We start from the raw sequence: 18971 nt of genomic DNA, 5'->3' as shown, positions 1-18971 counted from the left end.
AAGGTTGTGTGGTGTGATACGACAATTGAGTAAACCTTTGTTATGGATTGCTTTGTTGGGGCGCATGGTTTTGAATGGCATCCAAGAGGCAGGTGCTTTAGCCTTATTTGCGTTACAAGGTGTTCTAGCTATTTTTTCTCCTCCATTTTATTGGCGCATTTTTGTCGGCAGTATGATTAATATTGGATATTTATCACTACCTGTTGTCGCATTAACAGCGCTTTTCTCAGGAGGGGTGATTGCGTTGCAATCTTATACTGGGATGGCGCAATATCATGTAGATAGTGCAATTGCTAGTATTGTTGTTCTGGCAGTGACTCGTGAATTGGGGCCTGTTTTGGCTGGATTGATGGTGGCTGGACGTGTTGGTGCTGCGATGGCGGCAGAAATTGGCACGATGCAGGTTACCAATCAGATTGATGCTTTGCGAACATTATCAACAAATCCAATTAAATATCTAGTTGCTCCTCGTTTGTTAGCTGCAACGATTGCGCTACCTTTTTTGGTGATTATTGCCGATATTTTAGGGGTCTTGGGTGGATTTACTGTTTCTATCATGAAGCTGGGGTTCACACCCCAAGGATATATTATGGCAACTTTCAACGCTGTTAAACCAATGGATATTACGATTGGGCTGGTTAAGGCAGGCGTATTTGGCTTTTTAATCGCGTTAATGGGATGTTATCATGGGTATCGCAGCAAAGGGGGTGCACAAGGTGTTGGGGCGTCAACAACGGCTGCTGTGGTTGCAGCATCTATTTTGCTCTTAGTTTTTGATTATTTATTAACGGATATTTTCTTTTCAAAATGACCCAATCTGTTCCCAAAATACGTATTCGTAATTTATCTAAATCATTTGGCAGTAATCACGTTTTGCGTGATGTCAGTATGGATGTTGAAGCAGGCACTTCTTTTGTAATTATAGGAGGGTCTGGTAGTGGGAAATCTGTTTTATTACGGTGTATTTTGGGATTAATGGTTCCAGATAGTGGCAGTATTGAGATTGATGGACAAAATATTTTTGATTTGTCCTCTGCACAGCGTAATGAAAAGTTACAACAAATGGGAATGTTGTTTCAAAATGCAGCATTGTTTGACAGTTTACCTATTTGGCAGAATGTAGCATTTGCTTTGTTATATGGTCATCGCAAGAACAAATCAAAAGTCAGTCGTAATGAAGCCTATGATACAGCCTGTCGCGTCCTAGAGTTGGTTGGGTTAGACCCCGATATTGTTGGATATTTATATCCTGATGAATTATCAGGTGGGATGCAAAAACGGGTTGGTTTGGCCAGGGCGATTGCTTCAAAACCAGAAATTATTTTTTTCGATGAACCAACAACAGGATTAGACCCTATTATGGGTGCTGTTATTGATGAACTGATAAAAAGTTGCGTGGATCAATTAGGCTCGACAGCGATTGCAATCACGCATGATATGGCATCTGCACAGCGTATAGGGGATCATGCGGCCATGTTGTACAAAGGGGAACTTATTTGGCAAGGAAAAGCCAATGAGTTATTAACGACGAATAATCCTTATGTGCATCAGTTTACGCATGGTTTACGTCAAGGGCCTATTAATGTTGAAACAAAGATAAAATAGAGGTTCTTAGTGGCGAAAAAGCCAATTAAACAATTTGTTTGCCAAAGTTGTGGTTCTGTTTATTCAAAATGGATGGGGCGTTGTGACGCTTGTGGTGAATGGAATACGATTGAGGAAGAACAAGTCCAAACAACGCCATTATCCGTTATTGATCATCAACGTGGGCAAAAGATTGTTTTTGCTGGATTAGATGGTGATAGTGCCCCACCACCTCGGCAAGAGGTTGGGATTGCAGAACTTGATCGAGTTTTAGGCGGTGGGTTGGTTCAATCATCAGTTGGTTTGGTTGGTGGCGATCCCGGGATTGGTAAATCTACGTTACTTTTACAAGCTGCCTGTGCTTTATCCAAACAAGGTCGGCGTGTTCTTTATATTTCTGGTGAAGAGTCAATTAATCAGATCAGAATGCGTGCTAATCGTCTGGGGCTAGAAGATAGCGAACAACGCAAAAATATCGAACTGGCAGCTTGTATTAATGTATCGGATATTTTAGCTACTCTAGAAACAGAGCAAAATATTAGCTTGGTGATTATTGATTCAATTCAAACGATGTGGCTGGATAGTATTAATGGAGCCCCTGGAACAGTCAGTCAGGTAAGAGCTTCCGCTTTTGAACTTATTCGTTTAGCCAAGAAAAAAGAATTTTCTTTGATATTTGTAGGGCATGTGACCAAAGAAGGATCTTTAGCAGGCCCCAGAGTATTAGAACATATGGTAGATGCGGTTCTCTATTTTGAAGGGGATCGTGGACATCAATTCCGTATCTTACGAGCTGCTAAAAATCGTTTTGGTGCAACGGATGAGATTGGTGTTTTTTCTATGACAGGTGAAGGGCTGGTTGAAGTCTCTAACCCATCGGCTCTATTCCTTGCAGAACGTCATGGAAATATTGCAGGCTCAGCCGTTTTTGCGGGATTAGAAGGCACACGTCCTGTTTTATTAGAAGTACAAGCTTTGTTGGCTCCCAAAGCGGGTGATTCAGCACCAAGACGCACGGTCATTGGATGGGATGGCACGCGTTTGAATATGTTGCTGGCTATTTTAGAAACACGCTGTGCTTTGCGGTTTAATAGCGTAGACGTATATCTCAATATGGCTGGCGGATTAAGGATCAGCGAACCCGCAGCCGATTTAGCTGTTGCCGCAGCGTTGGTCTCTGCCCTTACACGACAACCGACCTCTCCTGGTTCTGTTTTCTTTGGTGAAATAGGATTGTCTGGCGAAGTCAGGCAAGTCCCTCAAGCTGACTTGCGTGTTAAAGAAGCCCATAAACTTGGCTTTGATGAAATTATCCTGCCAAAACGTGTTGCTAGAGGAAATACAAAATTATCTGCACCAAAAGGCCTGCGTTTGGTCGAGATTGGGCATATTACGGATTTGGTTTCTCAATTCACAATGGGTGAGTAATTAGTTGTATTTATACCCATTTCAATATTATATTTTTTTTATATAAATAACTCTTAATTTATGAGCTGAGAAAGAAATGATTGTGAAATTATCTAAATATATTCTAATAGTTAGCTTCTGTGTTATATTTTATGCGCCGAATTTGTTTGCCGATGATACAAATCAATTAAATCTTACTGAGTTAAAACAAAAAGCAATCCAAGGAGATACAACAGCACAAACTACTCTTGGTGATTTGTATAAACAAGGCAAAGGGGTTCCTCAAGATTATGCGAAATATATAGAGTGGTATACAAAATCTAATAAGAAACTTGGCACTAGTATTAATATTGGGCTTACTAAGATATATTTTAAGGGTAAAAATCTTCCTCAAGATTATATTGATGCAGCGGAAAAAGGGGATATAAAAGTGCAAATGCTTCTTGGGATGTTGTATTCGAAAGGTGAAGATGTTCCTAAAGATTATACACAAGCTGTAAAATGGTATACGAAAGCTGCTGATCAAGGTAATAAAGATGCTCAAGTTTTATTAGGTATTATATACGAAGATGGTGAAGGTATTCCTCAAGATTATGCAAAAGCGCTAGAGTGGTATACGAAAGCTGCTGATCAAGATGATAAAGATGCTCAGATATTACTTGGTAGTATGTATAGATATGGAAAAGGCGTTCCTAAGGATTCCTCAAAAGCATTAGAGTGGTATCGTAAGGTTGCTGATCAAGGATATCAAGAGATTCAGTATATGATTACTGTTATGCCACAAGAATAATGTAATATTCTTAAGTAATGAATTAAAGTGTAATATTGGGTTTAGTTTATGATTAAATTTTGTAATGTGAGGTTTAAATTCTGTACGTATATTTTATTTATTATATTGAGTGTAATATATTCCACTCCTCAATCTTTTGCAGATGATGGATTTCAACGTGATCTTTTGATAATTAAGCAAAAAGCTGAAAAGGGTGATAAAAGAGCCCAACAATTTATCGCAATGGCATATAAAAATGGGTATTTTGGCCCTGAAAACAAAGCAAAATCGTTAGAGTATTATACAAAAGCTGCCAATCAAGGCGATATTGAATCACAGTATAATCTTGGTGTTATGTATGCAAACGGTTATTATACCTCAGTAGATGCAATTGAAGCTGAAAAGTGGTTAATAAAAGCAGCACATCAAGGAGATAAAAGAGCTCAGATTTTTTTGGCATCAATGTATAAAAATGGAGTTAAAGGAATTCCTAAGGATAAAGCAAAAGCAGATAAATATGCTAAAAAAGCTTGTGAAGACATAAATTATTCAAGTTCAGCGGTTTTACATCCAGATTCTTTAACAGGACAGTGTTTGATGTATAATGATTATAAAGGTTTAGAAAAATAAAATGGTATCTAAAAGTAGTAAGTTTATTGTCTTTCATAAGATTGATCTATTTCTAATTATACCTTAATAATACATAAACTTAATTTCATTTGAATATTATCAGAAAGACGGAAAACAATGAGTGCACAGCACGATTATAAAGTAAAAGATATTTCATTGGCTGAATGGGGACGTAAAGAGGTCTCTATCGCCGAAGGCGAAATGCCAGGGTTAATGGCTCTGCGCGAAGAATATAAAGGTAAGAATATTCTTAAAGGTGCGCGTATTGCGGGTTGTTTACATATGACCATTCAAACCGCAGTGTTGATCGAAACTTTGATTGATCTTGGTGCCGAAGTTCGCTGGTCTTCTTGTAATATCTTTTCGACTCAAGATCATGCTGCTGCTGCAATGGCTGCTGCTGGTGTGCCTGTTTTTGCATGGAAAGGCATGAATGAAGAAGAATTCATGTGGTGTATTGAACAGACCGTTCATGGCCCAAATGGTTGGGTTCCAAACATGATTTTGGATGACGGTGGTGATTTAACAATTCTGATGCATGAAAAATATCCTGAAATGTTAAAAGATGTTCGTGGTCTTTCAGAAGAAACCACCACAGGCGTTCATCGTTTACATGCAATGGCTAAAAAAGGCCAATTATTAGTTCCTGCATTTAACGTAAATGACAGTGTAACCAAATCTAAGTTTGATAATCTTTATGGATGTCGTGAAAGTTTGGTTGATGCGATCCGTCGCGGAACCGATGTGATGATGTCTGGTAAAGTGGCTGTGGTTGCTGGTTTTGGTGACGTGGGTAAAGGGTCTGCTGCTAGCCTTCGCAATGCAGGTTGTCGCGTATTGGTAACCGAAGTTGATCCAATCTGTGCATTACAAGCAGCAATGGAAGGCTATGAAGTCGTTACGATGGAAGATGCTGCGCCTCGTGGTGATATCTTTGTAACATGCACAGGTAACATTGATATCATTACCTTGGACCATATGCGTGCAATGAAAAATCGTGCGATCGTATGTAACATTGGTCATTTTGATTCTGAAATCCAAGTTGGTAAATTACGTAATTTCAAATGGGATAATATTAAACCTCAAGTAGATGAAGTCATATTCCCAGATGGCAACCGTATTATTTTGTTATCAGAAGGTCGCTTGGTCAATCTTGGGAATGCAACAGGACACCCATCTTTTGTGATGTCTGCTTCTTTCACCAACCAAACTTTGGCGCAAATCGAACTTTGGAATGCTCCTGCTGGTAAGTATGAACCAAAAGTATATACTTTACCTAAATTCCTAGATGAAAAAGTGGCTGCATTACATCTAGATAAAGTCGGTGCCAAACTGTCTCAATTAAACAAAGAGCAAGCTGACTATATTGGTGTCGAACAAAAAGGTCCTTTTAAACCAGAAATGTATCGTTACTAATTAAAATTTTAAATTAATAGAATGTATCAAAGCGCACTATCAAACATGGTGCGCTTTTTTGTGATGTTATTTTGTATCTATTGTTTTTAGTATATCACAAGCTTGTTGTAATTTATTTGTGCAGGCTTTTTGTAAATAAGATTTAGATCGTTCAACATCTTTAAGAACATCTTTACCTTGTAAGTAAATCGAGGCTAATGCCATTTGAGCACCTGTATCCCCAGCATCAGAGCCTTTTTCAAACCATTTAATCGCAGTTTGTGTGTTTTGAGGAACGCCTTCACCTTGATTATAGAGATATCCTATGGAAATATAGGCATAAGCGTAATTATGATTTGCTGCTTTTTCAAACCATAATGCCGCCTTGGTATCATTTTTGGGAACACCATATCCGCGATAATACATATCTCCTAGTGCGTATTCTGCCTCGGCATAACCTTGGTTTGCAGCTTTTTGATAATATTCTATGGCTTTTTTATCGTTTTTAGGGCCAAGTTTTCCTGTATAATATAAATCAGCAACCATAAATTGAGCTTTTGCATCCCCTTGGTTGGCTTTTTGTAAAATTTGTTCTGTTCTTGAGATGGCAAAAGTCTGGCTGCTAAAACATAAAGTAGAAAATAGTATCAGCAAGACATATTGAAGTTTTTTCATGAGTATTTTTTTCTTAATTATTGAAAATTTAATCTATATAGAATGAAATAAGATTTTAGATCCAATGGCAATAACTATTGCACCAATTATAAAATTCATCTTGCGAGTTGTGCTGGCCCTTTTGAGTAAGATTCTTTACGATTTTCAAAGCCATCTCAGGAATATCAACGTTAAAAGTAGTTTTTACCCAATTTTAGAATGTGGTATTGGGATTTGCAAAAAACTTAGGTTTATAGGTATTGGGTTCATACGAAAATTCTTCATCCCAGCAAATTTCATCGTAACCAATCGCAATGAGTCTTAAAAAATCTAATGCGTTTTCTGCTAAAATGCAACAAAGTACAGACCCTAAATGGACAATCTTTGATTCTTTATTATCATTTAGCCAAAAGGTACATTGTGAACCCTTAGCACCTGTTTGAGCGAATATACATATAATCGCTGTTGTATTTCTTTTAATTTTTCTTGATCTTTTTTATCAGTTGAATCTCCATATTCAAACCAATAAGAAGTAGCTATATTAAGACTGGCACAAAATTCAATGTTGGTGCCACCATCGCGCTTATTACCAGTCCAGTTACCTTTTAATTGGTTTCGTGGGTATAAAAAGCCTATTCGATGAGTATTATTTATCAATGAATAGGTTATTTTGTTCTATCCATTGATATAACATTTTTATTTCCTGTTTATTTCCTGTGGAATTTGAATTTCCACAGGAAGATTTTGTTTTAATTGTTGGATAAGTAAGTTATGCATTATGTAATTGTTGAAACAAATCTAATGGCACTTACTGCATTTATCACAATGGCTGCATTCACCTTTATTTGTGGGAACACTATGTTTAAGCGCCCATTGATAAGCAGGTATAGGCGCATGAGTTAACCTTAAGAGACCAGCGATACCACGCCAGATGGTTTTTCCAATAATTGGAAGTATTTTATTGAGCACGAATAGAATACATAGTCCTATAATAATAAAGACAATAATCGTTTGCATTTGTATCCTCCTACTTAAAGAATAATGAGGCAACATGCCATGTAACGAAAGAACAGAGATAGGATAGGAAAAAGAGATAAGCGAGCGTTCCTATAACAATTTTCCAAGACCCTGTTTCTTTTTTAATCACTGCGAGTGTTGAAAAGCATTGTGGAGCAAAAACATACCATGCCAAGAGCGCAAGCCCTGTTGGAATGCTCCATTGTGTAGACAAAAAGTGTATTAATTGTGTTGGAGCATCAGTATCTACGGCACCTACAGCATAAACTGTCGCTAAAGAGGTAATAGCTACCTCACGTGCTGCCAGTCCAAGGATCAAAGCCACACAGATTTCCCAGTTAAATCCAATTGGGGCAAATAAAGGTTGAATCCAATGTCCGATCATACCAGCATAACTATAATCAATTGCTGGGCCTGTGGCACCTGCTGGTGCGCTAGGGAAACTGGAAAGTGCCCAAAGTAAAATACTGACAGTTAAAATGATATTCCCTACGCGAGAGACAAAGATAACTATTCTTTGCCACAAGCCGAAGGTAATATCACGCAAACTTGGAAAACGATAAGAGGGAAGTTCTAAGATTAAGCTGTTTTCGTAGCTGCTTTTGCCTTTTTTAAGAACAAAAGCAACAAGAAAAGCCGCGACAATACCAGCTAAATATAATCCAAGTAAAACAATCCCTTGTAGGTTAAACAAATACCAAATTGTTTTTTTAGGTACAAAGGCTGCAATTAATAAAGCATAAACAGGCAAACGTGCAGAACACGTCATCAAAGGTGCAATTAAAATTGTAACCAAACGATCTTTGGCGCTGGGGATTGTCCGTGTTGCCATAATACCTGGAATAGCACAAGCAAAGCTGGATAAAAGCGGAATAAAAGAACGTCCGTTTAATCCTACAGAGGCCATAATACGATCAAGTAAGAATGCAGCTCTGGGTAAATATCCTGATTCTTCTAGACATAAAATCCACAAGAACAAGATTAGGATTTGTGGAAGGAAGGCAAAGGTTGTACCAACACCCGCACAAATACCATCGACCAATAGCCCTCGTAACATGCCATCAGGTAATAAATAGGATAGTTGTGTGCCCAGCCATGTGGTGAAATCTTGAATAGCATCCATGAATGGTTGCGCCCAAGAAAATACCGCTTGGAACATAATAAACAGTAGAACCAATAATAAAATTGGCCCAACAATAGGATGTAAAACCCAACGATCTACTTTTTCATCAAACTCCAGAGAAGTCGGAGAGGTATTTTCAACACATTCAAGTAACAGCTTTCTGACTTCGACATGTAAATCGGTTTCATTGGTCAGCTCAATTGTCGGGACTTTAAACGAATGATGAATAGCCTCTAATAAATTTTTGGCACCTCCCTTTTTGGTTGCTATGGTAGGGATAATGGTTACCCCTAAAATAGATTCCAACTTTGGAATATCAATTTCGATACCGCGGCGTTTGGCGATATCGCTCATATTCATAGCGATAATCATTGGGCGTTTTAAGCGGCATATTTCCAGAACAAATCGCAAATGGAGTCGCAAGTTGGTGGCATCAATCACGCAAATTAATGCATCAGGTGCTGCTTCGTTACGATATTTCCCCATACACATATCGCGGGTAACTTCTTCATCGGGACTGGCAGCATTTAAACTATAAGCTCCAGGAAGATCAATAATGGTTATTGGACGCCCTTGTGGTGTGGTAAGACGCCCCTCTTTACGTTCGACGGTCACACCTGCATAGTTTGCCACCTTTTGGCGGCTGCCTGTCAGTTGGTTGAATAAAGCAGTTTTCCCACAGTTTGGGTTACCAACCAAAGCAATTCTTGAATAAATTTTATTGTTTAATTCTGTCATAATTTTATTTATCAGCGCGTATGATAACTCTTGCGGCTTCATTGCGGCGCAAGGCAAATCGAGTGGAGCCAATCTGAACCGCAATTGGGTTTGCACCAAAAGGCCCAAAGGCAATAATTTTTACGCTTTCACCCGGAACAAAGCCCAGGTCACGTAAACGATTAGAAATAGTATCAGGAGAAAGCAGATCTTTTACATGGTCAATAATACAAATTTTTCCAGGTGGTGAAGTGCTTAAATCAAATGTGCTCATTATAAATATGGCCCGTATATTAAGAATGATTTGCGTTCTTAAACATGCCAGATTTTTTTGTGGCTGTCACCAGCTTTGCTTCAGATAACTCAAAAAGTTTCGATATAGAATAAAATAATCATGAAAATAGACTGAATTTTATGGGTTTTAGGGGGATAAAGATAAACGTTATTCATAAAATATTGCTTAAATTATGCGGTAGAAAGGTTTATAAAAAATTCTTATTTTTTAAATATTTCTCTTCTTTTGTAACGAGTAATGATGTATAGTAAACATAGATAAAGAAATGAAAGGTTTCTTTGTTCTTAGAATAATATAGAGGAGGTCAAAATAGATTTTGATGCTTCATAACACTCTTGTTATTTTCTTTAATTATATTCAAATTTAATCAAGATATAATCATAATGAACGTTGCCTAATATTGGGACGTTATTGAAAAATAGGCTTGTCGCCTAAAAATTAAGGGACAACAATATGAATATTGAAAAATTTACTGAACGCTCACAAGGTTTTCTGCAAGCTGCACAAACTATTGCAATTCGCGAGTTTCATCAGCAATTAACCCCTCAACATCTTTTAAAAGCATTATTGGATGATGAAGAGGGTGCTGCGGCATCATTAATTCGTGCTGCCGGTGGGGATCCTAAAATCATTCAAGGTGCAGTTGAGCATGTATTAGCATCAATACCAAAAGTACAAGGGGGCGGTGCAGGACAACCGCAAGCTACACCAGAACTTATTCGCGTATTGGATAATGCAGAGCAAGAAGCAACCAAAGCAGGGGATACTTACGTTGCTCAAGATCGTTTGTTACTAGCGATTGCAGCGTCTGATACCCCTGCTGGATATGCAATGCAGAAAAATGGTGTATCTGCACAAAATTTATCGCATGCGATTGATGCAATTCGTAAAGGCAGAAAAGTCGACACTGCGAATGCAGAGGCTTCATTTGACGCGTTAAAAAAATATGCACGTGATATGACCGAAATTGCCCGTCAAGGTAAGTTGGATCCAGTCATTGGACGTGATGAGGAAATTCGCCGTGCAGTTCAAGTCCTTGCACGTCGTACCAAAAATAACCCTGTGCTTATTGGTGAACCTGGCGTTGGTAAGACCGCCATTGTTGAAGGATTAGCACTGCGGATTGTGAATGGAGATGTTCCAGAAGCGTTAAAAAATAAACAGCTTTTGGCTTTGGATCTGGGTGCTTTGGTTGCTGGTGCTAAATTTAGAGGTGAATTCGAAGAGCGTCTAAAAGCGGTTATTAAAGAAGTCGAAACAGCAGCAGGAAAAATTATTTTATTCATTGATGAAATGCATACGATTGTTGGTGCTGGTCGCTCTGATGGCGCAATGGATGCTTCTAATCTCATTAAACCAGAATTAGCACGAGGCACTTTGCATTGTATTGGTGCGACAACGTTGGATGAATATCGCAAATACATCGAAAAAGATGCTGCATTAGCTCGTCGTTTTCAACCCGTGTTTGTTGGTGAGCCTTCTGTTTCCGATACGATTTCTATTCTTCGTGGTATCGCAGAAAAATATGAATTACATCATGGGGTTCGTATTGCCGACAGTGCCTTGGTTGCAGCTGCGACCTTATCTAATCGTTATATTACCGATCGTTTTTTACCTGATAAAGCCATTGATTTGGTTGATGAAGCGGCCAGCCGTTTGCGTATGCAAATTGACAGCAAACCAGAGGCTTTGGATGAGTTAGATCGTCGCTTAATTCAATTAAAAATTGAACGTGAAGCATTAAAACGCGAGGAAGATTCTGCCAGTAAAGAACGGTTGGCTACGTTGGAAAGTGAAATCGCAGCATTAGAAGAAAAATCTGATGCGATGACAGCCGCTTGGCATGCAGAGAAAGAACAAGTCAATGCTGTGCAAAAACTACAAGAACAGTTAGATCAAGCACGTTCTGAAGTTGAAGTTGCACAACGTCAAGGTAATTTGGCCAAAGCGTCTCAACTTATGTATGGCACTATTCCCGATTTGCAAAAACAAATTGAGGATACACAAAGCAAAAATAATGAGCATCCAGAGGCTGGACAGTTGGTATCTCAAGCCGTTACAGATCATGAAATTGCTGGGGTTGTCTCTCGTTGGACAGGTATTCCAGTGGATAAAATGCTGGAGGGCGAGCGTACAAAACTACTTCGTATGGAAGATGAGCTTCGTGAACGTGTTATTGGACAAGAAGCTGCATTAAAAGCAGTATCAAATGCAGTTCGTCGTGCCCGTGCAGGATTACAAGATCCTAATCGTCCAATTGGCTCATTCTTATTCTTGGGCCCAACTGGGGTTGGTAAGACTGAGTTGACCAAAGCATTGGCTGATTTCTTGTTTGATGATGAAAAAGCATTGTTGCGTGTGGATATGAGTGAGTTCATGGAAAAACATGCTGTATCTCGTTTAATCGGTGCACCTCCTGGTTATGTTGGGTATGAAGAGGGCGGTGTTTTAACTGAAGCCGTAAGACGTCGTCCTTATCAAGTTATTTTGTTTGATGAAGTTGAAAAAGCACATGAAGATGTCTTTAATATTTTATTACAAGTGCTTGATGATGGTCGTTTAACTGATGGTCAAGGACGTACAGTCGACTTTAGAAATACAATGATTATTTTAACCAGTAATCTTGGTTCTGATGTGTTGGCCAATCAGCCTGATGGTGAAACAACCGATATGGTTGAGGCTGACGTTATGAAAGTTGTCCGTGCGCATTTCCGACCAGAGTTTTTAAACCGATTAGATGAAATTATCCTATTTAGTCGCTTACAAAAAGCAGATATGGCAAAGATTGTTGATATTCAATTGGGTCGTCTGCAAACCCTGTTGGCTGATCGTAAAATCAAATTGAACCTTGATGAAAAGGCACATCATTGGTTGGAAGAGGCTGGGTATGATCCTGTTTATGGTGCTCGCCCATTAAAACGGGTTATTCAGCGTAATTTGCAAAACCAATTGGCGGAATTGGTTTTGCAAGGCGATGTTTACGATGGTGAGGATATTCCTGTCAGTGCTAATGAGAAAGGGTTGGTTATCAAAGGTCAGCAGAGTTCTGATCTGGGATAATGATTTTTGACTGATATAATCTGTATAATAAGTTGAAGAAAAGGTAGGCATTTATATTATGCTTACCTTTTTTAATTTGAATTGATTAAATCTATATTTTAAGAAATTATAGTAGTATAGTAACGAATAAATCATATTATAATTATGAGAATAACTTTTAAACCAAAAAAATATAAATTTGCGCAAACCGCATGACGATGGAGAATGAGAGCAATGAGTAAAGTAATTAGCCAAAATAGTGTAGATAGTTCAGTGATCAGTGGTGACACGAGTTCAAATATAATTGTTAAAGGTGCAGGTAAGATATCCCCTGTTGCTGAGCAAATTAACCCAACAGTGATAGTGTCTGCTGGGCAAGCTGTGAGTGGACTTAAACTGAGCTCTGGGCAACTCATTGTTTCATCAGGAGGTAGTGCAAACGAGACAACTATTGATGGGGGGGCAACTGAGTATGTTTACTCTGGTGGGATTGATACAAATACAACCATATCCAATGGTGCGCAATATGTTATTGGGGGAACGGTGACAGGCGCGACTGCATGGCTAGCTATACAACAAATGAAGCCTAATTCGACTGTTATAGGTAACAGTATTGTTTCATATGCAGAGAATACTTTGTTGCAATATGTTTCTGGAGGAGGGGTAGTAAGTGATTTTAATATTACTGCGGGTTTAGCAGGTTCGTTGGATGAAGCTTCTCAAAAACTTAAAATAGATGTTGCTGAGGTAAAACAATATGTCTTAGATGGCGGAACGGTTACAAATGGTACAATTTTTGGAGGTGAACAATATGTTTCCTCTGGTGGGGTTGCAAACAATGTGAGTTTGGTAGGAGTTTTAGGAAAAGTGCTTAGTTACCCTGCTGTACAATATGTTTATAACGGTGGTGTTGTTAACTCTACACAAATTTCAACTAATGGACGACAATATGTATATTCAGGGGGTATAGCTAATGATACTAAGTTAGATAATCATACATCTTCTTTTGTTGAATTTGGTGGAACAATTAGTAATGTGACTGTTGGTTTTTTTGGATATTTAGAGTTAAATGGCACTGCTAAGGGGAATATTCAAATTGCTTCTGATGGTTACTTATCAGTTGGAAATGCTGCAAAAATAGAAGGTGTGGTTGCGCTAGATGCTGGTGGCAGTATGACGATTGGTTTATCGAATGGTGGGTCGGTTGATTTAATTGGTGATAATAATAGTGGATTAATTATATCTGGTTATGCCAAAAATAGGGATGCGCTTGGTACGAATACGAGTGTTACGACGGTTATTAGTGGTTTTTCTGGTTCGGCTGCGGATTCATCTGATAAAGTAACGATTGATGGATTGAAGGCTGGGATTGTTTCTTCTGTAAGTTATCCCGATGATGATCATATTATTTTGCAATTACTGAATGGCACTTCTGTTACGTTAAACATGATTGGCATTAAACAAACGGGTTATAGTTTAGGCAGTGATGCGAATGGTGATTTAACCATGATTGTTTGTTTTTTGACAGGCACGATGATTAAGATGGGTAAAGGGGATTGTGCGGTTGAGGATATTCAGGTGGGGGATATGGTTTTAACTTATGATCCTCAGACAAAAACAAAAGTTAAAAAGAAAGTGGTATGGGTTGGCCATCAAACAGCTCGTGTAAATCCTAAATTAACTGATGATTTAGCTGGCTATCCTGTTCGTATTGTAAAAGATGCTTTTAAAAAAGGCGTTCCAAACAAGGATTTATTGATTACGGCAGAACATTGTTTATTTATTGATGGGCATTTTATTCCAGCACGTATGTTGGTGAATGGTCGTTCTATTTATTATGATTATTCTATGACATCTTATGATTATTATCATATTGAAACCGAAGACCATTCTGTGATTTGGGCGGATGGTATGTTAACAGAAAGCTATTTAAATACGGGCAATCGTTATGGATTTAATAGGGATCAAAAAGTTGTTGTTTTGGATCCTAAAGTGAAGACGTGGGAACAGGATGCAGCGGTACCTTTGATGGTTGAACGTTCTGTTGTAGAAGCGGTTTTTAACGATTTAGACAAACGTGCAGTTAAACAAAAATTATTACTTCGAAATGAGCGTCATTTTACGTTCTCAAACGATCCGGCTTTGTATTTGTTAACCGAAGAAGGTGAAGAAATTTATCAAAGCCGAGTAGAGGATGACCGAGTGATCTTTACTTTACCAGCGAATACCCAAAATATTTATCTTGTTTCCAGGAAAAGTCGCCCTTGTGATGTGATTGGTCCGTTTGAGAATAATCGCCATTCTTTTGGTATATTGGTTGGGCAGGTTAGTGTATTAAATGAACATGGTGCTTATCCAATTACAAAATATTTACAACAAGAAGATTTGCAAGGATGGTCTGTAAAAGAGCAATCTTTGTATCGTTGGACACAAGGTTGTGCTTTTTTGCCATTGGATGTGTATAATATGGATCATTCATTTGAAATATCCATTCAAATTATCAAAGCAGGTCCTTATATTATTAAGGAAGAAATGCACGATGAAAAGCGTATAGCTGTTTAGTAATATTATTAGGTTTCGGATTGATTATCGATAATCAATCCGTCTTCTTAGCCTTTTCAAAAGCTTCTAACGTTACTTTTCTTGCTATGTCATGAATGATAATCGGATTGGGATAGTTTAAAGGCTTTCCAACTTTTTCTGCCCATTGATGAGGGGTATGAATTAGTTTTGTTGGAACTTGTTTTAATTCTGGTAGCCATTGTTTTATAAAAATACCCTCTGGATCAAAACGTTGTCCTTGTGTTGTTGGATTAAAAATACGGAAATAAGGCGTGGAATCTGTTCCTGTAGAGGCTGCCCATTGCCATCCACCATTATTCGCTGCCAGATCACCATCGGTTAATTGAGACATAAAATATTGTTCTCCCCAACGCCAATCAATCAATAGATCTTTGACTAGGAAACTGGCGGTAATCATACGTAAACGATTGTGCATCCACCCTGTTTGATTGAGTTGACGCATGGCTGCATCAATAATAGGATAGCCTGTATTGCCTGCTTTCCATTGTTCAAAATGATCTTTATTATTTTTCCATTGGATGTTGTCTGTCCATTCAATGAAAGGTTTATGTTTGCACAAGCGGGGATGAGCAACCATTAAATGTTGGTAAAATTCACGCCAAATCAGTTCGTTAAACCAGGAAAAAGCACCACTTTTTTGATTTTCCCAAAACCGTGGATATTCCTGAGTTAAATGGTGTAAACATTGCCTGACTGATAAAACTCCTAATGCTAAATAAGCAGAAAGTTGACTGGTATAATCAAGGCTGGGAATATCTCTCTTCTCAGTATAGCCTTCAACTTTTTCAGCACAAAACTCTTCTAATCTTTGTAACGCTTTTTTGGTAATGGGAGAAAAGAATTCAAACTTCTCTGTAGGATAATCAAAAGCTGGAATTTTTTTACTTTTGATCTTTTGGTTTTCTCTTGGTTCAGGTTGTTCATATAAATGATAATCGGTTTGTATAAATTGATCTAAGAATGTATTTCGAAAAGGAGTAAAGACTTTATACATCTCTCCTTTACCATTGCGAATAGTCAATGGGATAGTAAAGAGATTTCCATCTAACTCAATGCATTTGACAGATTTTTTTAATTTTTTCTTTATTAAGCAATCGCGCTTATGTTCATTAAATTCATATTGACGATTGTAAAAAAGCTGATTTATTTGATATTCTTGGCAAATATTATCAATAACGTCGATACTATCCGTAAAATTATTGCAACTTTGATAAAGTAACTGAATATTCAGTTCAGCCAGCTCTTTTTGTAATTCTGTTAGTCGAACATGAATAAAGTATGCTTGCCTTGCAGACATATGATGCATTTTCCACTGCTCAGGGGTCGCTATATAAAGCGCAATTACTGTTGCATTTTGATCTTTACAAGCGTTGGTTAATGCAGGGTTGTCTGTAACACGTAGATCATTTCTGAACCAGATTAAATTTGTTGTCATGAAAGTGCCTTATTAATATTAGGCAGTGCATTTTAATATTCTTATGAATCTGCCATAATTAAGTTTCAAGAAGCTATGCTTTTATTAAATAGATTATGCAGCAATATTAAAAATTTGTAGAGTAAAATTAAGTATCATTTTTGCAATAAAGAATATTTTAAACTTTAGGAATTAGACAGCTTAGCTTTTTTGATTTTCACAAATAAATAAATTTTAGTATATTCGAAACGTATTATTTATTTGCTTATAAATATTCTTTAAAAGTCAGGATATATATCAACAAATTTTATACGAATTTAACAAGATCGAATGAAGAAAAATATTATTTTATATTGTGTTTGGATAAGAGACTAATACTATTTTGAAGTAAGCATCTTAATAAGCACATTTTTAATAAATTTATTTTGATAATTTAACAAAGTAAATATATTGTGAAAGTATAGATTAAGATAAAATAAAACCATTAAAATATGCGCGTTCTATTTTATCAGCATATTACAATCTAGAATATATCAATATATTTCATAGGAACGCATTCATGACAACACGAGCTCATCATGATACACATGCGCCACACAATAACGGTGTGGTTATTGTCATTGCTGTAATTGCTGCTTTGGGCGGCCTGCTATTTGGTTATGATACTGGGGTAATCGGTGTTGCCCTTTTAGGTTTAGGTAAACAATTTGCTATGGATGATATTACTAAGCAATTGGTTACCGGGGGCATTATTTTTGGTGCTTTATTTGGTTGCTTGGGAACAGGACCTTTATCTGATAAATTTGGCCGCCGAATTATGGTTGTTGCTGTAGGTATTGTATTTGCCTTGGGCTCATTAGCTTCTGCATTTGCACATAATATAGAGTTTTTGATTTTATCTCGTTTTGTTCTTGGATTGTCAGCAGGAAGCTCAACTCAAATTATTCCTGTTTATATTGCAGAGGTTGCTCCTCCTGAACATCGGGGTAAGATGGTAGTTTTATTCCAATTTATGGTCGTGTTTGGGATTACGGTTGCTTATTTCAGTGGCTTTGTGTTGGGCGATCATTGGCGTTGGATGTTTGGTCTTGGTGTTGTTCCCGCGGCTATTTTATTGGCTGGCATGTTTTTTTTACCAGAAAGCCCTCGTTGGTTGGTGATGAAGCACAGAGATCAAGAAGCAATTACAATCTTAAACCGTTTGCGTTCAAGTAAAGAGGTGGTTCATGCAGAAATGGATGAAATCCATACCGTATCTAATCAGCCTCAAGGAACCTGGAAAGATCTTGCCCAACCTTGGATTAGACCTGCTGTGATTGTTGGAGCATCAATTGCGATGTTCTCACAGATTACAGGAAATAACGCCTTGATCTATTATGCACCTACTATTTTAACTTCAGCAGGATTTAGTGAAAAAACAGCTATTTTAGGTACAGGTTGTAGTACAATACTGGTTGTTATTATGACTATGATAGGTAGTATCCTGGTTGATAAAATAGGTCGTCGTCGTTATTTGCTCTGGACAATCCCTGGTTCTATTGTGGCATTAATTCTGATGGGTTACCTGTTTATGGGTGCCGGTCCTCAAACAGATGTCAGTAGAACCATGGTTGTTATTTGCCTTGCTGCTTATCTAATGTTGAACTGTGGTGGTTTTGGTGTTTGTATTTGGCTTATTAATGCCGAAGTTTATCCTTTGTTCGTTCGGGGTAAAGGGGCATCTTTAGGATCATTTAGTCATTGGTTTTTTGATTTGATTGTAACCTTGACAACATTAAGTTTAGTAACTGCCCTAGGAGCCACTTATACATTCTGGCTATATGCATTGATTTCGATTGCAGCTGTTGTCTTCATCTACTACTTGGTTCCAGAAACCAAAGGTAAGTCTCTAGAAGAAATTGAGGGAGATCTCAGAGCTAATAGATTCTACCCATTTCAACAAAAATAAGAAGAGTAAAGTTAGAATAGAATAATGGTTAAACTTGCTAAATACAATTATTATTCTATTCATTTACATCTTAGAGTTTAGTGTAGCGAAAATTTGTTATTGTATTATTATATAGCGAATTTTACTAATTTCCCCTGAGTGTGACTATTTTAGAAGCGTTTGGCTTCATAACATTGCAGCATTTAATAATGTAAGCTCTGGGTATGTGTATTGAATATTTTATTTAAAATGAATTTATATGTCTTACTTAAAAGGGGCGTTTGATTTGTTCATTACATATTAATTCAGCAAGTTCGACGCAAATGCATATTTATTCTTTAAAGATTACGAAGGTATTTATTAAAGGAGTTTAATGATTCTATTTTTTTGTGATTCTGATAATTTTGGTTTAACAAT

At 37.5% G+C, this 18971-nt stretch carries 14 protein-coding genes; 9 read left to right on the top strand and 5 right to left on the bottom strand.

Annotated elements, in window-relative coordinates; all coding sequences use genetic code 11:
* The first annotated feature begins 64 nt into the window (after positions 1 to 64).
* The 6 genes from COMX_RS10100 to ahcY all read left to right on the top strand — a co-directional run bounded on the left by COMX_RS10100 (position 65) and on the right by ahcY (position 5806).
* Positions 65 to 811: an MlaE family ABC transporter permease gene (locus tag COMX_RS10100; RefSeq protein ID WP_152534214.1), complete on the top strand. Its 747-nt coding sequence runs from the start codon at positions 65 to 67 to the stop codon at positions 809 to 811.
* Positions 808 to 1605: an ABC transporter ATP-binding protein gene (locus COMX_RS10095; protein WP_034340943.1), complete on the top strand. Its 798-nt coding sequence runs from the start codon at positions 808 to 810 to the stop codon at positions 1603 to 1605. The genes COMX_RS10100 and COMX_RS10095 overlap by 4 nt, the downstream gene beginning before the upstream one ends.
* Before the next feature lie 9 nt (positions 1606 to 1614).
* Positions 1615 to 3012, top strand: a complete 1398-nt coding sequence (gene radA / locus COMX_RS10090) for a DNA repair protein RadA (protein ID WP_034340941.1) — start codon at positions 1615 to 1617, stop codon at positions 3010 to 3012.
* An 82-nt stretch (positions 3013 to 3094) separates the two neighbouring features.
* Positions 3095 to 3781 carry a tetratricopeptide repeat protein gene (locus COMX_RS10085; RefSeq protein WP_051462118.1) on the top strand — a complete coding sequence of 229 codons (687 nt, stop codon included), beginning with the start codon at positions 3095 to 3097 and terminating at the stop codon, positions 3779 to 3781.
* 48 nt (positions 3782 to 3829) lie between these two features.
* Positions 3830 to 4390, top strand: a complete 561-nt coding sequence (locus COMX_RS10795; protein ID WP_051462117.1) for a tetratricopeptide repeat protein — start codon at positions 3830 to 3832, stop codon at positions 4388 to 4390.
* Between the two features lie 117 nt (positions 4391 to 4507).
* Positions 4508 to 5806, top strand: a complete 1299-nt coding sequence (gene ahcY / locus COMX_RS10075) for an adenosylhomocysteinase (protein ID WP_034340939.1) — start codon at positions 4508 to 4510, stop codon at positions 5804 to 5806.
* 66 nt (positions 5807 to 5872) lie between these two features.
* Here ahcY and COMX_RS10070 read toward each other — a convergent pair whose 3' ends face one another.
* The 4 genes from COMX_RS10070 to COMX_RS10050 form a co-directional block, all read right to left on the bottom strand.
* Positions 5873 to 6460 carry a tetratricopeptide repeat protein gene (locus COMX_RS10070; protein WP_051462116.1) on the bottom strand — a complete coding sequence of 196 codons (588 nt, stop codon included), beginning with the start codon at positions 6458 to 6460 and terminating at the stop codon, positions 5873 to 5875.
* 777 nt (positions 6461 to 7237) lie between these two features.
* Entirely contained in the window at positions 7238 to 7456 is a 219-nt protein-coding gene (locus COMX_RS10060) for a hypothetical protein (RefSeq protein ID WP_034340937.1), read from the bottom strand.
* A 10-nt stretch (positions 7457 to 7466) separates the two neighbouring features.
* Positions 7467 to 9317, bottom strand: coding sequence for a ferrous iron transporter B (gene feoB, locus COMX_RS10055; RefSeq protein ID WP_034340934.1), 1851 nt, complete (start codon positions 9315 to 9317; stop codon positions 7467 to 7469).
* Between the two features lie 4 nt (positions 9318 to 9321).
* Complete coding sequence (locus COMX_RS10050; protein ID WP_034340931.1) at positions 9322 to 9570, bottom strand: FeoA family protein; 249 nt, start codon at positions 9568 to 9570, stop codon at positions 9322 to 9324.
* 474 nt (positions 9571 to 10044) lie between these two features.
* Here COMX_RS10050 and clpB point away from each other — a divergent pair, with 474 nt between their 5' ends.
* Positions 10045 to 12651 carry an ATP-dependent chaperone ClpB gene (clpB, locus tag COMX_RS10045; RefSeq protein WP_034340928.1) on the top strand — a complete coding sequence of 869 codons (2607 nt, stop codon included), beginning with the start codon at positions 10045 to 10047 and terminating at the stop codon, positions 12649 to 12651.
* Between the two features lie 213 nt (positions 12652 to 12864).
* Positions 12865 to 15192, top strand: coding sequence for a Hint domain-containing protein (locus COMX_RS10040; protein WP_051462114.1), 2328 nt, complete (start codon positions 12865 to 12867; stop codon positions 15190 to 15192).
* A gap of 34 nt (positions 15193 to 15226) precedes the next feature.
* On the opposite strand, the gene phrB is transcribed toward COMX_RS10040, so the two are convergent.
* The gene (gene phrB / locus COMX_RS10035; protein ID WP_034340925.1) at positions 15227 to 16648 is read right to left on the bottom strand and encodes a deoxyribodipyrimidine photo-lyase; all 1422 of its coding nucleotides are present in this window, start codon (positions 16646 to 16648) and stop codon (positions 15227 to 15229) included.
* A gap of 538 nt (positions 16649 to 17186) precedes the next feature.
* Between phrB and COMX_RS10030 the strand changes: the two genes are divergently transcribed.
* Positions 17187 to 18575: a sugar porter family MFS transporter gene (locus COMX_RS10030; protein ID WP_051462113.1), complete on the top strand. Its 1389-nt coding sequence runs from the start codon at positions 17187 to 17189 to the stop codon at positions 18573 to 18575.
* The last annotated feature ends 396 nt before the right edge of the window (positions 18576 to 18971 follow it).

Origin of the sequence: Commensalibacter papalotli (ex Servin-Garciduenas et al. 2014), from assembly GCF_000527695.1 — a bacterium.
Taxonomy (GTDB): domain Bacteria; phylum Pseudomonadota; class Alphaproteobacteria; order Acetobacterales; family Acetobacteraceae; genus Commensalibacter; species Commensalibacter papalotli.
The sequence above is the reverse complement of the archived record's forward strand: the minus strand, read 5'-3'. Positions and strand labels throughout refer to the sequence as shown.

What these genes read in the sequence shown, in the direction of transcription:
- COMX_RS10100 (WP_152534214.1), top strand. Translation starts at nt 65, where the DNA reads ATGGTTTTGAATGGCATCCAAGAGGCAGGTGCTTTAGCCTTATTTGCG.
- COMX_RS10095 (WP_034340943.1), top strand. Translation starts at nt 808, where the DNA reads ATGACCCAATCTGTTCCCAAAATACGTATTCGTAATTTATCTAAATCA.
- COMX_RS10795 (WP_051462117.1), top strand. Translation starts at nt 3,830, where the DNA reads ATGATTAAATTTTGTAATGTGAGGTTTAAATTCTGTACGTATATTTTA.
- ahcY (WP_034340939.1), top strand. Translation starts at nt 4,508, where the DNA reads ATGAGTGCACAGCACGATTATAAAGTAAAAGATATTTCATTGGCTGAA.
- COMX_RS10070 (WP_051462116.1), bottom strand. Translation starts at nt 6,460, where the DNA reads ATGAAAAAACTTCAATATGTCTTGCTGATACTATTTTCTACTTTATGT.
- COMX_RS10060 (WP_034340937.1), bottom strand. Translation starts at nt 7,456, where the DNA reads ATGCAAACGATTATTGTCTTTATTATTATAGGACTATGTATTCTATTC.
- feoB (WP_034340934.1), bottom strand. Translation starts at nt 9,317, where the DNA reads ATGACAGAATTAAACAATAAAATTTATTCAAGAATTGCTTTGGTTGGT.
- COMX_RS10050 (WP_034340931.1), bottom strand. Translation starts at nt 9,570, where the DNA reads ATGAGCACATTTGATTTAAGCACTTCACCACCTGGAAAAATTTGTATT.
- clpB (WP_034340928.1), top strand. Translation starts at nt 10,045, where the DNA reads ATGAATATTGAAAAATTTACTGAACGCTCACAAGGTTTTCTGCAAGCT.
- COMX_RS10040 (WP_051462114.1), top strand. Translation starts at nt 12,865, where the DNA reads ATGAGTAAAGTAATTAGCCAAAATAGTGTAGATAGTTCAGTGATCAGT.
- phrB (WP_034340925.1), bottom strand. Translation starts at nt 16,648, where the DNA reads ATGACAACAAATTTAATCTGGTTCAGAAATGATCTACGTGTTACAGAC.
- COMX_RS10030 (WP_051462113.1), top strand. Translation starts at nt 17,187, where the DNA reads ATGACAACACGAGCTCATCATGATACACATGCGCCACACAATAACGGT.